At 43.3% G+C, this 14,956-nt stretch carries 14 protein-coding genes; all 14 read left to right on the forward strand.

Annotation, left to right across the window (positions count from 1 at the left end):
* Nucleotides 1-13: 13 nt before the first annotated feature.
* The 14 genes from NBH03_RS10170 to NBH03_RS10235 all read left to right on the forward strand — a co-directional run bounded on the left by NBH03_RS10170 (nt 14) and on the right by NBH03_RS10235 (nt 14,832).
* Nucleotides 14-1,312 carry a M16 family metallopeptidase gene (locus NBH03_RS10170; RefSeq protein ID WP_250799509.1) on the forward strand — a complete coding sequence of 433 codons (1,299 nt, stop codon included), beginning with the start codon at nt 14-16 and terminating at the stop codon, nt 1,310-1,312.
* Nucleotides 1,309-1,788, forward strand: a complete 480-nt coding sequence (rlmH, locus tag NBH03_RS10175) for a 23S rRNA (pseudouridine(1915)-N(3))-methyltransferase RlmH (RefSeq protein ID WP_250799510.1) — start codon at nt 1,309-1,311, stop codon at nt 1,786-1,788. The genes NBH03_RS10170 and rlmH overlap by 4 nt, the downstream gene beginning before the upstream one ends.
* A gap of 271 nt (nt 1,789-2,059) precedes the next feature.
* Nucleotides 2,060-2,632 (forward strand): RNA polymerase sigma factor, encoded by a 573-nt coding sequence (locus NBH03_RS10180; RefSeq protein WP_250799511.1) that lies wholly within the window; start codon nt 2,060-2,062, stop codon nt 2,630-2,632.
* A complete protein-coding gene (locus NBH03_RS10185; RefSeq protein WP_250799512.1) occupies nt 2,610-4,052 on the forward strand; it encodes a DUF4367 domain-containing protein in 1,443 nt (480 codons plus the stop codon). The genes NBH03_RS10180 and NBH03_RS10185 overlap by 23 nt, the downstream gene beginning before the upstream one ends.
* A gap of 57 nt (nt 4,053-4,109) precedes the next feature.
* A complete protein-coding gene (locus NBH03_RS10190; RefSeq protein WP_250799513.1) occupies nt 4,110-5,447 on the forward strand; it encodes a polysaccharide biosynthesis protein in 1,338 nt (445 codons plus the stop codon).
* 146 nt (nt 5,448-5,593) lie between these two features.
* A complete protein-coding gene (locus NBH03_RS10195) occupies nt 5,594-5,989 on the forward strand; it encodes a GntR family transcriptional regulator (RefSeq protein ID WP_015515486.1) in 396 nt (131 codons plus the stop codon).
* A gap of 3 nt (nt 5,990-5,992) precedes the next feature.
* Complete coding sequence (locus NBH03_RS10200; RefSeq protein WP_117527476.1) at nt 5,993-6,598, forward strand: UvrB/UvrC motif-containing protein; 606 nt, start codon at nt 5,993-5,995, stop codon at nt 6,596-6,598.
* On the forward strand, nt 6,591-7,646 hold the full coding sequence (locus NBH03_RS10205; RefSeq protein WP_250799514.1) for a hypothetical protein: 1,056 nt from the start codon (nt 6,591-6,593) through the stop codon (nt 7,644-7,646). The genes NBH03_RS10200 and NBH03_RS10205 overlap by 8 nt, the downstream gene beginning before the upstream one ends.
* A 37-nt stretch (nt 7,647-7,683) precedes the next feature.
* Entirely contained in the window at nt 7,684-10,128 is a 2,445-nt protein-coding gene (locus NBH03_RS10210; RefSeq protein ID WP_250799515.1) for an ATP-dependent Clp protease ATP-binding subunit, read from the forward strand.
* 117 nt (nt 10,129-10,245) lie between these two features.
* Nucleotides 10,246-10,656 (forward strand): endosialidase, encoded by a 411-nt coding sequence (locus NBH03_RS10215; RefSeq protein ID WP_117527470.1) that lies wholly within the window; start codon nt 10,246-10,248, stop codon nt 10,654-10,656.
* Nucleotides 10,657-10,842: 186 nt separating this feature from the next.
* Nucleotides 10,843-12,228 (forward strand): DNA repair protein RadA, encoded by a 1,386-nt coding sequence (gene radA / locus NBH03_RS10220; protein WP_215690951.1) that lies wholly within the window; start codon nt 10,843-10,845, stop codon nt 12,226-12,228.
* Nucleotides 12,229-12,350: 122 nt separating this feature from the next.
* The gene (locus tag NBH03_RS10225) at nt 12,351-12,845 is read left to right on the forward strand and encodes an NAD(+) diphosphatase (RefSeq protein ID WP_250799516.1); all 495 of its coding nucleotides are present in this window, start codon (nt 12,351-12,353) and stop codon (nt 12,843-12,845) included.
* A gap of 18 nt (nt 12,846-12,863) precedes the next feature.
* Nucleotides 12,864-13,691 (forward strand): 4Fe-4S binding protein, encoded by an 828-nt coding sequence (locus NBH03_RS10230; protein WP_250799517.1) that lies wholly within the window; start codon nt 12,864-12,866, stop codon nt 13,689-13,691.
* Between the two features lie 43 nt (nt 13,692-13,734).
* On the forward strand, nt 13,735-14,832 hold the full coding sequence (locus NBH03_RS10235; RefSeq protein WP_250799518.1) for an endonuclease/exonuclease/phosphatase family protein: 1,098 nt from the start codon (nt 13,735-13,737) through the stop codon (nt 14,830-14,832).
* Nucleotides 14,833-14,956 lie beyond the last annotated feature (124 nt).

Genomic DNA, 14,956 nt, shown 5'->3' on the forward strand with positions numbered 1-14,956 from the left:
AAAGAGTGAAGAAATGGTTAAGACCTTTTATTTAAGTAATGGACTGAAGGTTGCAATGGAATATATGCCACAGTATCGTTCTGTATCTATGGGGGTATGGGTGAAAGCTGGCTCGGTCAATGAGAATAAACAGACCAATGGCATGGCACATGTGATTGAACATATGTTGTTTAAAGGAACGGAGAAGCGAACTGCCAGAGAATTGGCAGATGCCATGACAGAAATTGGCGGGAATATGGATGCCTATACGACGAAAGAATATACATGCTTTTACACGAAGACGCTGTATGAGCATCTTTTTTATGCCATAGATATTCTTGGGGATATGTTATCTAATTCCAAAATAGACGAGAATGATCTGAAAAAAGAACTGGGGGTTATTGCCGAGGAAATCGATATGTATGATGATTCCCCGGAAGATATTGTCCATGAACGGCTGCAGGAAGTAATCTGGAGAGAACATTCGCTTGGGTATCTGATTTCAGGGGATAAGCAGACAGTACTTGGCTTTAAGAGACAGGATGTGCTGGATTTTATGAAGCAATATTATACTGCTGATCGAATGACAATCGCTATATCCGGCTATTTTGAGGAAGCAAAAGCCCTTGAAGCACTGGAGAATTGTTTTGGAGGCATTGCGCCGGGGAATAAAGTCTCGCTTTTGGAAGCCAATGCGCAGATTGCAAAGGCAAAATACTATCCATCCCTTTATATGCAGCATAAGGATGTGGAACAGGTTCATATGATTATAGCCTTTGAATCTCTGGATTACTATGATCCTGAGAGATACATACTCAGTGTTGTCAACAGTCTGCTGGGCGGTAATGTGAACTCAAGACTTTTTCAGACAATCCGTGAGGAAATGGGATTAAGCTATGCCATTTATTCTTATGGCGGTTCCTATGAAAAAGGCGGACTTTTTCATATTTATGCGGCGGTTCATCCGAATCAGGTCAGGCCGGTATTGAAAGCGGTTGTGGATATTATTCAGAAGTTGAAAAAAGAGCTGGTATCTGATCGGGAGCTGTATATTGTGAAGGAATCCGTGAAAACAGACCTGATTATATCGGATGAGAGCACGTACAATAGAATCAGCAATTACGGCAAATCCTATATTCATGGGGAAACGATAGAGACTGTGGAAGAAGCGGCAGAAAAGATAGGGCAGGTAACGGCTGAAGAAGTACGGACCTTTGTTCAGAAACATTTTGATCTGAGTCAGATGAGCCTTTCATTGGTGGGAGATTTGAAAACATTGCCGAGAGAGGAAATGGAAGAACTCTGGATGACATACAGAATGGAGAAAGCATGAGAATTACATTAGTAACAGTCGGTAAAATTAAAGAAAAATTTTTTGTACAGGCCATTGAAGAATATAGTAAGCGGTTAAGCCGTTATTGTAAATTAGAAATCATCGAAGTGGCTGATGAGAAGACGCCGGACAAAGCCAGTGAAGCCCTGGAACTGCAGATTAAGGAAAAAGAGGGCGAACGTATCTTAAAGTCGATTAAAGACGATAGTTATGTGATCGCTCTGGCCATTGAAGGGAAAATGCGCAGTTCCGAGGAGCTGGCGGCGAGAATTGAGAAGCTTGGAATCGGTGGTGAAAGTCATTTGACTTTTGTCATCGGCGGTTCTCTTGGTTTGGCTCCGGCAGTTTTAAACCGTGCCGATGAAAAACTTAGTTTTTCACCAATGACATTTCCGCATCAGATGATGCGTGTCATTTTGCTGGAGCAGATTTATCGGAGCTATCGAATTATTAATCATGAACCTTACCATAAATAGCATTATTAATATTAGTATCATCAATATTGAAAAGACTGTCACTTCGTTTGCGTGGCAGTTTTTTCAATATAAATGATAAAATGTAACTGTTCAGAGCCAAGCAAAATTTCAAAAAACAGGTATGAAATGCGTAGCATTTTGGCGGTTGGCTCTGAACAGTTACGATAAAATAATGATAAAAACCGAATTATCCCGTCAGAAAACAGGGAGTGTTTCGTTATTATTGGCAGAAGCATGTTTCAATGATTAATAAGGACAGGAGGTGTTAAAAATGCCGGAAAAGAGAAAGAAAACAATTGATGCGGCAGCGGACCGGCAGACAATGACAGAATTATATGAAACCTATGAGCAGAAGATGTTTGGAATTGCAAATGCTATTCTGCATAATGACTGGCAGGCGGAAGATGCAGTCCATGAGGCTTTTGTTAGAATGGTCCCGTATTTGTCAAGATGCAAGAATGTGAATGATGAAAAGACAAAGATTTTGATTGTGCGTGTGATTAAGAGTGCTGCCATTGATATTTATCGTAAAAATAAAAGGGAAAATACCTATATTCTGGATTCAGAAGAAGACTGGATAGAAGATAAACATAATCCTGTGGAAGTTTATTTGGCGACATTGTCAGCCGGGGAAATGTTGAAAAAGATTATTGGACAATTGTCGAGTGATGATAGGAAAATTATTGAAATGAGATGTTATGATGGTATGCCTGTGAGTGATATCGGAGAGATACTTGGCATTAGTACGGATAATGTTTATAAACGGCTATCCAGAGCCAGAAAGCGTGTGAAAGAAATTATAGCGAAAGGAGAGGACGAGGATGTTAAACAAAAACTTGGATGAATGGTTATATCTTACTGGGATGGAAAATGCACTGGATGAATTAGAGAAAGCAGAAAAGAATCATACAGAGGTACATCGTTTTTCAGACAGCTACAGACAAAAACAAACAGCGCTGTTGGATAGTATTTGTGCAGCGGAAGAAAATGATGAGCGGATGATGTTTGAAATTGAGAAGAAAAACATGGACGGAAAAGAAAATAAAAATCAGATAAAATCAGCAAAACACGGATGGCGTAAAAGCACAGTGGCAGCAGCTTTGATATTGCTGATCGGAGGCGTATCGGTGACAACTTATGCTGCCGGCAGATATTTCCTGGTGGATAGAGAACAGAGGGGAAATGTTGTTTCTGTTAATTTGAATGGAGAAAGTGAAAAAGACAGTAAGGTTGCGGTACTAAGTTATCAATTTGGATATGTGCCGGAGGAATATAAGGAATGGCAGCCGAGATATTATTCAAAAAATGGTGAGTATGGTGGCAAAGGGTTTTATGTCATGCAGTGGCAGGGTCTTGATACAACCTTTGAGTATCTTGAGAATCGTACAAAAACAACGATTAACGGCAAAGAGGCCTATTGCTATCAGATGGGAGAGGAAAGTAATATAAAAGAAGCGATTCAGGTGCTTTATAATAATGAAGGTGCTATGTATACATTGTATTCGGATGATGAAGACATTTCCATGGATGAACTATTGAAAATTGCAGAGGGAATGATTGTGACAGAGACTGGAGAATATGCGGAAATTATCAGTGATGAAGATGTGACAGATGGCAATGTACTGCCGGAAGAATCAATTCCTGCAAATCATATGTGTCAGACAGGTGATACAGTGGCATGGGCAACAGGTGATGGAGATGAAGGCGAATTAACAGTTAAAAATATTCAGGTACTTACAAATATAGCAGATTTATCGAAAGAAGATTTCAGTGATTATGGTGGAAAAATAGCACCATTTGCAGATGAGTCGGGAAATTTAAAGGCCATTAATGGAGTGACGGATATAAAAGACGAAAATGGCATACATGAAGGATCTGAAGAAAATCAGGTGGTATTGGTGAAGGTGTCCTGTAAGATTGTGAACACAACGGAAGAGACACAGGAATATTATATGAATACGCTTTCATTGAAAGGAATCAAAGAGCTCAGCAATCGTGTGACCATAGATTATGATATGATACCGGATTATAAAAATGGGGTACCAGAATGGATGATTTATATGACGAATGTGCAGTATACAACAGAAGATGAGCGTGAGAAATCATTTTTTGAATTTAGTCTGGCACCTGGGGAATGTAAGGACATTGATTGTGCTTTTTTGACTTATGAAAATAGTTTGAAGGATACAGGATTGATTTTTAATCCGACAGGAGGTGCTTTCGGGCAGAACAGCGAATATATCTTTGGATGGAAATTACAATAACAAGACATGATTTAGGCCGTCATTCATAGAATAGATAAAAAATGGATGGTGCCGGTCATGTCAGTAAAAAGAGAACTGATTAAAGGAACTCTGATATTAACAGCAGCCGGGTTTGCAGCCCGGCTGCTTGGCTTTTTTAACAGGGTTTATCTGGCAAATTTGATATCCAATGCAGAACTGGGGCGTTATCAGCTGATATTTCCGATTTTTATGTTTTGTATGGCAGTCAGCTGCGCGGGGATACAGGTGGCTGTGTCGAAAATGGTGGCGGCTTATCACGGCACAGGCAAGAAAAAGGCAATCAGACAGACAATAAAATCGGCTGGGATTATGTCGCTGATTGTAGCATTACTGAGCAGCGGCTGTGTTATTGCTTTTTCTGAGCCTATCAGTCGGTGGATTTTAAAGGATATCAGTTGTCGGGGATATCTGGTGATTATGGCAATTGCCTTTCCTTTTGCAGCAGTACATACTTGTGTCGGCGGTTATTTTTATGGTATCAGACATACTGCAGTTCCGGCAGTGACGCAGCTTTTAGAGCAGGTTGTCAGAGTTGTGACCATTTATCTACTGGGTGCAATGATGTACCAAAAGGGAAAAATTGATGCTTCTGTTGCGGTCTGGGGATTGGCAGCGGGGGAAATATTTTCCTGCTTTTTAACTTGGATTTGTTATCGATTTAGTATTCGAAGTCAAAATGGGGGATCAGGGAGCGGGGAGCCGATCAGAAAAATCCTCCGACAATTGTGGCAGTATGGCGGTCTTTTGACAGCTAACAGAGTATCAGTGACATTACTGCAAAGTACAGAAATGATTCTGATGCCTGTGATGCTGGCAAAATATTATGGAGATACAGAAAGTGCACTGTCTGTGTTTGGCATTGTTACGGGCATTGTGCTGCCGGTTATTCTGTTTCCAAATACAGTGACCAATGCAATGGCATCACTTTTGCTGCCGGCAGTAGCGGAGGCAGAGGAAGTTCATGATTACCGGGCAGTGTCGGGAGCAATTAAGAAAAGCCTGGAATATTGTCTGCTTCTGGGGCTTTTTTCAGGGTTAGTTTTTGGGGGCTGCGGTAATCAGATTGGCAGTCTGCTTTTTAACGATATTGAGGCAGGGGGATACATACAGTCTTTTGCGATTCTCTGTCCGCTTATGTACATTCAGTCTTTGTTAGCAGGTGCGCTAAATGGGCTTGGAAAAATGAACGAAACATTGCTGCATCATGTGATTGCTTCGGGTATCCGGTTGTTCGGTGTGGTTGTCATGATGCCCAAAATGGGGATTTATGGTTATATTGAAGGCGTATTTTGGGCCAATGCAGCAGTAACGGTTATCGCCGCGGTTCGTCTGTATCAGATTGTGGGAAGAATAAGTAGTGCAAAAAGAGATTGATTTTTATGATATCTGTGTTACAATATGTATAACAGATGGACAATGTTTGATGCCAGATAATAGGTGCAGGAGATGCTGTCCGTCCTTCAGGACTCACAGATGAGGCCTGAACAGAATATAATATAATCATAAGAGAAGGTGAGCATATGATACTGGAGATAGATTTTAACAGTGATGAAGCCTTGTATATACAGCTGCGTAATCAGATCGTCATCGGTATCGCCACGTCTCAGCTTTCGGCGGGGGATTCACTGCCGTCGGTGAGACAACTGGCTGACCGTGTGGGTATCAACATGCATACAGTGAATAAGGCATATACGGTATTGAGACAGGAAGGCTATGTGAAGCTGGACCGGAGGAAAGGTGCTGTTATAGCCATAGACTGCAATAAGGCATCGGCGCGCAATAAATTGCTCAGAGATCTGCAGGTGATGCTGGCAGGTGCCATGTGCAAGGGAATTACAAGAGATGAAGTGCATGAGATGATCGATATGATCTATGATTATTATGAACAGCCGGCGAATTATCCGGAGGAGGGATAGCGTATGCTTTGTGATGGATGTCATGAGAACGAGGCGGTCGTTTTTTATACAGAGATTATTAATGGCGAGAAGAAGGAACTCCATTTGTGTGAGGCCTGTGCGGCCAAGGAGACCGGCATGGATCATTCATTTGTTTCTTTGACGGATACATCATTTTTGGCGAATTTACTGGCAAGTGTCCTTGGAAAGCGCCAGGAGACAGATGATGAAGAGAATCTGAAGAAGACGAATCTTGTTTGTCCGTCCTGCCATATGACATATAATGAATTTTTGAAATATGGTACCTTTGGGTGTCCGGATTGTTATAAGACATTCAACTTTGTATTGGATGGTTATCTGAAGAAGATACAGGGCAATTGTGAACATACAGGTAAGGAACCGCTTTATGGCGGGGAGACGGTACATATCCCGTCGATCACAGCAGATGCTGATCACGCTGAGATGAAGGATGTTGAACAGGACATCGCATTTACAGTAGATGCCGGTTCAACAGAGGAAGAACTCCGGGCGGCATTGAAGCGGGCTGTGGCGAAGGAAGAATATGAAGAGGCGGCCAGAATCCGTGATATAATCAGAGCCGGCAGAAAAGAGGCGGATGAACATGCGTAAATGGTATGAAATGGAAGCGTGCAATCAGGGACCGATTATAGGCGGTCAGGTATACCTGGTCCGCAATATTATGGGGTATCCTTTTGAAGCGAAGATGAACGAGGAAGAACAGAAAGCCCTGATGGCAGCCGTGTGTTATGCGGTACGTCAATCAGAAGAGGTTCTTCAGAAGAAGTTTGTGTTTATTAACTTTTCTGAGGTCAGAGATTACGAGCAGCAGGCATTGATCGGGAAATTGGCCATTCCGCCGCAGATGTTTGAAAAGGGCCATGAAGCGGGAATCCTTATATCAGAGGATGAATCCATTTCGGTACTTGTCAATGGCAAGGAACATCTTTGTATACAGGTATCCTGTCCAGGCAATCATATACAGGAAGCCATGGCACTGGCGGGGCAGGTGGATGATTGTCTGAATCAGTATTTGAAATATGCCTTCAGTAAGAAGTATGGCTATCTGACTTCCAGTCCACTTTATATGGGAACAGGAATGTCTGCATCATATCTGCTGCATCTGCCGTATCTGGAGAAGAAATCCGTGATGCATCAGATAGAGAAACAGATCAGTCAGTATGGATTTACACTGAGACCGCATTTTGACGGGCAGACAGAGGCACCGGGCAGTGTTTACAGGATGCGCAACAGAAAGACTCTGGGCCTTTCTGAAAGCGAGATCACTTCTGCACTGGAACATCTGGCGGGGCAGTTGGCGGAGCAGGAGGAGGCACTTGCCAGACAGTGTTTCAACGAGGACCGTCTGAGTCAGGTGGATCCCATGTATCGTGCCTATGGTTTGATTAAGTATGCCAGAAAGCTTGGATATGATGAGACCATGGCCTGTCTGTCGCTGCTCCATGCCGGTGATCTGTATCATATTTGGCCGGAACAGGCAGAGATATGCCCTTTTGCTGTTATGCTGAATATGGCGGATGCTGTTTTGTCAGCAAGTGCTGAGAAGAATATCAGCAGCAGTGAGCGCGGGAGGGCCCGGGCAGATTATATTCGGAGAAATTTGCCGGTGCTTGATGCATCAGAAGCAGTTTCTTCTTAGTGAGAGATAAAATGTACAACAGGAGGCTTTTATTTTTATGCAATATAGATTTACACAAATGGCAGCCAATGTGATGCATTATTCAAAGGAGGTTGCAGCAGAACTGAATCACAGTTATATCGGAACAGAACATATTCTGATTGGATTGCTGCGAGAAAAAGAGGGACTGGCATGCCAGGTGCTGGAAGATCATGATGTGACAGAGGAGAAGGTATTGCACATGGTCAGTCAGCTGATTCAGGGCAGTCAGACAATGGTGGCAGAGCCGGAAGAATACACACCGCGAAGCCGCCGTATTCTGGAGATCGCTAACCGTGAAGCCATGCGGTTCAGAGCTTCGGCCATAGGAACGGAACATCTTTTGATTGCCATATTAAGAGAAACAGATTGTGTTGCGGCACAGTTGTTATATTCCCTTGGTGTGCAGGCCCAGAAGGTTTATCAGGATATTGTACTTGGTATCGGTATGGATGCCAGGGCAGCGAAGGCAGATATGTCGTCGGCCAAGGGCAAGTCGCGGAGAAAGAATGAACCTTTAATGGTTGATCAGTACAGCAGAGATCTGACGGCCTATGCCAGAGAGGGCAAACTGGATCCGGTGATTGGACGTCATGATGAGATTCAGCGGGTGATTCAGATACTTTCCAGAAGAACGAAGAACAATCCTTGCCTGATTGGTGAGCCTGGTGTTGGCAAAACCGCTGTTGCGGAAGGACTGGCACAGAAGATTATCAGCGGTAATGTACCTGAGACAATCAAGGACAAGCGGGTTCTGACACTGGATATTTCCGGCATGGTGGCCGGTTCAAAGTACCGGGGTGAATTTGAAGAGCGCATTAAACGCGTGATCAATGAAGTCAAAGAAGATGGCAATATTTTGCTTTTCATCGATGAAATTCACACGATTATCGGTGCCGGCGGTGCGGAAGGTGCCATTGATGCGGCCAATATCCTGAAACCGTCACTGGCCAGAGGTGAACTGCAGATTATCGGTGCCACGACCATTGAAGAATATAGGAAGCATATTGAGAAGGATGCGGCCCTTGAACGTCGTTTTCAGCCGGTAATGGTGGAGGAACCATCTGAGGAGGAAGCCGTTGAGATTCTGATTGGTCTGAAGGGGGCGTATGAGAATCATCATCACGTGACCATTACAGATGAGGCTCTGGAGGCAGCTGTTCATTTGTCTGCAAGGTATATCAATGATCGTTTTCTTCCGGATAAGGCCATTGATCTGATCGATGAAGCGTGCTCCAAGGTAAGACTGAGCTCTTACACATCATCCCCAAAAGTAAAAGAATTAGAGAAAAAGGTAGCGGAACTTGAGGAAGAGAAAGAGCAGGCTATTAAGGATGAAGCCTATGAACGGGCCAGTGAGATCAAGAAGATGCAAAAGGAATTAAATGATGAGATGATCCGCCTTAACAGCGAGTGGGAAAAGGTTCGTAGCAGCGAGCAGTTGATCGTTGGAGAGAACGAAGTAGCAGACATTGTGGCCAGTTGGACCAAAATCCCGGTCAGAAAGCTTGAAGAAGAAGAGTCAGAACGCCTGAGAAAACTTGAATCGATTCTGCATGAACGTGTGATCGGTCAGGAGGAAGCCGTAAGTGCAGTGGCCAAAGCCATCCGACGTGGCAGAGTCGGTCTGAAAGATCCGAAGCGCCCGATTGGTTCATTCTTGTTCCTGGGACCTACAGGTGTCGGCAAAACGGAATTGTCCAAGGCGCTGGCAGAGGCAATGTTCGGCAAGGAGGATGCCATGATCCGGGTTGATATGTCAGAATATATGGAGAAACACAGTGTGTCTAAACTTATTGGATCACCTCCGGGATACGTCGGCTATGATGAGGGAGGACAGCTCAGTGAGAAGATCAGACGGAATCCTTACTCGGTTTTACTGTTTGATGAGATTGAGAAGGCACACCCGGATATTTTCAATATTCTTCTGCAAGTTCTCGATGACGGTCATATTACAGATTCTCAGGGAAGAAAAATTGATTTCAAGAATACAGTGATCATCATGACTTCAAATGCCGGAGCAGCCAATATTGTCACACCGAAGAAACTGGGATTTTCAGTGGGTGATACACATGAAGCAGATTATCAGAAGATGAAAGCCGGTGTCATGGATGAAGTGAAACACCTTTTTAAACCGGAGTTTTTAAATCGTATCGATGAGACGATTGTTTTCCATCCGCTGACGAAGGAGAATGTCAAGGATATAGCGGATATTATGCTGAAGACAATCAGCAAAAGAATTAAGGAGCAGCTGGGAGTTGAAACTGTGGTTTCTGAAGCTGTCCGCGATCATCTGGCAGAAAAAGGGTTTGATGAGAATTATGGTGCACGTCCGCTCAGAAGAGTGATCCAGAATGAGATTGAAGATGCCATGGCAGAAGAATATCTGGATGGAAAGTTTGCCCAGGGAGATACCGTTGCACTTGAAATGGATGAAAATCATATTAAATTTGTTAGAAAATAATAAAGACTCTGGTCATGCGGCCTATTTTCATGTATAATAGGATGGCAGGCAGTTTTACCTGAATTATGAACAAGTGATAAACATACACAGAGATGTATGTGACTGGAGGATAAGGACATGGCAGTTGTTGAAGAATTAATTCGTGTTGAGAACGAAAATGGCTTAAGCTTTGGTGATTATACACTGAATGCCAAGAAGAAGGTCTCTGATTTCGAGTTTCATGGTGATATGTACAAGGTGAAGACATACCGTGACATTACGAAGCTTGAGAAGAACGAATTATTTGTATATGAATCTGTACCGGGAACATCTGTATTCGATTTCGAAGAAACGGATGTCAGAACGGAATTTGAAGTCGAAGGCTTTGAAGATACGCAGATTACACTGGAACTGGAAGCTGAACAGGAATATGAAGTTTTTGTGGATGATGTGAATATCGGACGTATGACAACGAATCTTGGTGGCAAGCTTGTATTGAGTGTTGAACTGGGATCTGCACAGAAGCATGTGAAGGTTGTCAGAGTGTAGATAGCGGAGAGAAGGAAGATTCTTCGCAATAGACCATTCATTAAGTGAACAAAAGATACTGCAGATGACACAATGCGTGAATTTGCAGTATCTTTTCGTTTTTTGAGATGATAGAGGCTCAGAATGGGTTGTGAGTACAGAAAGTTTTGGATAAGAAGTAGGGTTATAGGAAACGGGAGTAGTTAAATGGCTAAGAGCAAGAATATATTTTTTTGTCAGGAATGCGGATACGAATCAGCTAAATGGCTGGGACAGTGTCCCGCCTGCAAAGCATGGAATACCTTTGTTGAGGAACCAACCATTGGAAAGGGGAGTACGGCTTCCGGCGGTATTAGACATCAGGCAAAAGCTTCCGAACCGGTGCTGCTGTCATCGGTTCATTCAAGTGATGAGAAGCGCAGACCAACGGGAATTTCGGAATTTGACAGAGTCCTTGGTGGTGGTATTGTGCCGGGATCCCTTGTGTTAGTCGGCGGTGATCCGGGTATCGGCAAATCCACATTATTGCTTCAGATGAGCAGATGTCTGTCAGAACAGAGCTGTCGGACAGTTTATGTGTCGGGAGAGGAATCACTGCAGCAGATCAGGCTGCGTGCAGATCGTCTAGGGGTGTTTAAGAATGATCTGGCGATGCTGTGTGAGACGAATCTGGATGTGATACAGGAGACGATTCTGAAGTATAAACCGGAAGTGGTGATCATCGACTCCATTCAGACAATGTATCGTGAAGCTATCAGTTCCGGAGCCGGAAGTGTCAGCCAGGTCAGAGAAGCTACCAGTGTACTGATGCAGCTGGCTAAGCGGGAGAATATTGCGATTTTTATTGTCGGACATGTGACAAAGGAAGGGGTGGTTGCCGGACCGCGTGTGCTTGAACATATGGTGGATACGGTTCTGTATTTTGAAGGTGACCGACATGCTTCATATCGACTGCTTCGGGCTGTGAAGAATCGATTTGGCTCTACCAATGAGATTGGTGTATTTGAGATGTGCAGTGAGGGATTGACAGAAGTGAAGAATCCGTCGGAATTTATGCTCAGCGGTCGACCGGAAGGTACAGCAGGGTCTGTTGTGGCGTGTGCCATGGAAGGTACAAGACCGCTGATGCTGGAGGTGCAGGCCCTTGTCTGTCAGACGAATTTTCAGATTCCGAGGCGTACAGCTGCTGGTACGGACTATAACAGAGTGAATCTTTTGCTGGCAGTGCTGGAGAAACGTTTGGGACTCAAACTGGCCGGCTGTGATGCCTATATCAATCTGGCCGGCGGTATGCGTCTGAATGAACCGGCCATTGATTTGGCGATTGTAGCAGCTGTTATCTCCAGTTATCGCAATGCAGCCGTTGAATCGGATACGATGATTTTTGGTGAAGTGGGATTGACAGGAGAGGTAAGAGCTGTCAGTCAGGCAGAACAAAGAGTACGGGAAGCAGAGAAACTGGGATTTAAAGTATGCTGCATTCCTCAGAGTAATATGAAGTACATCAGGAGCAATACCGGTATTCGGGTTATTGGCATTAGAAATGTCAAGGATTTATATGATTTTATATGCACAGGCAGGGTATTAGAATAGATTTTGAAGATATGGACAGTGAAGATGTCTATGACGTTTTTCTTGTGTTTCTGGCGGAGTATTTGTATAATTAGTATCAAGAAATTCAGTAAGAATTTCCAGATTATTTGGAGGATAAACCAATGATGAATTATTGTATGGAGTGTGGTACAAAGCTTGAATTGCGCCACCTTGAGAATGAAGGGGAGATCCCTTTCTGCAGTCAATGTAACCAGTTTCATTTTCCGATTTTCAATACGGCAGTCAGTATGATCTGCATAGATGTGAAGAATCAGAAGATTTTATTGATCAAGCAGTATGGAAGACCGGATTACATTCTTGTAGCAGGTTATATTTCACGCGGGGAAGATGCTGAGGCAGCGGTGAAGAGAGAAGTATTTGAAGAAACAGGTATGACGGTGGATCGTTTGCAGTTCAATAAGACTTCTTTCTTTGAACCATCTAATACACTGATGGTGAATTTTGCATGTATGATCGAGCATCCGGAAGATTTGAAGGTCAATGAAGAAGTAGACAATTTCAAGTGGTTTACATTTGATGAAGCAAGAGCCAATATCAAGAAGAATTCACTGGCAGAGAGATTTTTGCTTCATTATCTGGATCATTTAGTAAAATAAAACGGGGAGTGGGGACAGATGATAAAACATATTTGGGCGGTTTATTTCAGTCCATCGGGAAAGACGAAGCAGGTAACGATGGCAGTAGCTGAAGGCGCAGCAGGGGTGCTGAAGATTGGCGAGATTCATGTGTATGATTTTACGCTTCCGGACAAGAGAGAGCATCCGTTTTGTTTTGGAGAGGAAGATTTGGTTATTTTTGGATGTCCGACGTATGCCGGACGAATTCCGAACAAAATCATGCCTTTTATTCGTGACAGAATTTGCGGACACGGCGCTTCAGCTGCGATTGTGATGACTTACGGCGGCAGGAGTATTGATCATTCCGTCATGGAGGCCTATCTGCTGCTGCAGGAGAATGGTTTTAAGGTATATGGCGCGGGAAGTGCTGTGACTCGGCATGTCATGTCGGATATTTTATCGGCAGGCAGACCGGGAACAGAAGATTTGAAGGCAGCCGGACAGTTTGGCGCGGATGTGGTCCATAAGATCATGACGCAACCGGAGAACTATAATGATCTTAGACTTCCGGGAAGCAACCCGGTTGGGCCTTATTATAAGCCCCTTGAGGCAGATGGTACACCGGCCAACTTCTTGAAAGCAAAGCCAAAAGTACATAATGAGATATGTACGCGTTGCAAGATATGTGCTGAAGTCTGTCCAATGGGAAGCATTTCAAGAGAGAATGTTGAAGAAGTGACGGGAGTTTGTATCAAATGTCACGCCTGTGTCCGCAAATGTCCAACAGGAGCAAGATTCTTTGATGATCCATCGCTGATCAGTCATATCAGAATGCTGGAAGAGAATTTTGCTGGACAACCTAAGGATAATAATTGGTATTTGTAGAATTTAGGATACATAGATTTTAGAATAGGTACGGGTCAAAGAAATGAATGAAACAGCAAAGAGAATTTTAAAAACAGCAGGTATAATCTTGCTGGCAGTAATTCTTATTTTAGTGATTTATCTGCTTTATCTTGTTATAAGCTATCACAGAATCGAGGATAATCTGGCTTTACAGGTGGAGACCTCAGATGAAGGCGGGCAGCAGGAGACGAAGAAGCTGACAACCGGAGAGCAGTACAGTGCCTTAACTTACAATATCGGTTTTGGTGCATATACACCGGATTTTAGTTTTTTTATGGATGGTGGAAAATCATCCTGGGCCAAAAGCAAAGATTGTGTTTTAGATACTGTTCAGGGAGCAGGTGATCTGGCAGCATCTTTGAATCCGGATTTTGCGATGATTGAGGAAATCGATCTGGATTCTACAAGGAGCTATCATGTGAATGAATATGATATACTGAGGAATTGCTTTCCGAACGATTACTATGTATTTGCGCAGAATTATGATTCGGCATTTCTTTTTTATCCGTTTACACAGCCGCATGGAAGCAGCAAATCCGGCATCGGATTGTTTTCAAAGTATCCGGTGACATCCGCTTTGAGAAGAAGCTTGCCGATATCGACATCCTTCAGCAAATTCTTAGATCTGGACAGATGTTACAGCATTTCAAGGGTGCCGGTAGACAATGGCAAGGAACTTGTTATTTTTGCCTTACATATGTCAGCATACGGCAACAGTGATGCAATTCGCGAAGGACAGATTGCCATGCTCAGTGCGGATATGCAGAAAGAATATGAAGTCGGCAACTATGTATTATGCGGCGGCGATTTTAATCATGATCTGAAGGCTTCTGATGGTGATGAGGAAGAACATGAATCATGGGCGTATCCATTTCCGAGGAAAGCACTTCCGGAGCATTTCTCATTTTGTATTGATGCTTTAAGTGAGGAAGAACGTAATGCTATGTGGAACAGTGCCAGAAATGCAGATATGGCATATGTGCCGGATGTAACTTATACCGTCACATTGGATGGTTTTATTGTGTCGGATAATATCGAATGTCTGACATATGAGAATGTGGATACAGGATATAGCTATTCAGACCATGACCCTGTTTACATGGAATTCAAATTAAAATAACGTAACTGTTCAGAGCCAACCTCCAAAATGCTACGCATTTCGTCGGTGTGGCGTATCCGCCAAATAAAATTTCAAAAACAGTTTTAAAAATGCAAGCATTTTATACCTGTTTTTTGAAATTTTG

This window comes from Coprococcus intestinalis, assembly GCF_023656595.1.
Lineage (GTDB): Bacteria > Bacillota > Clostridia > Lachnospirales > Lachnospiraceae > Coprococcus_A > Coprococcus_A intestinihominis.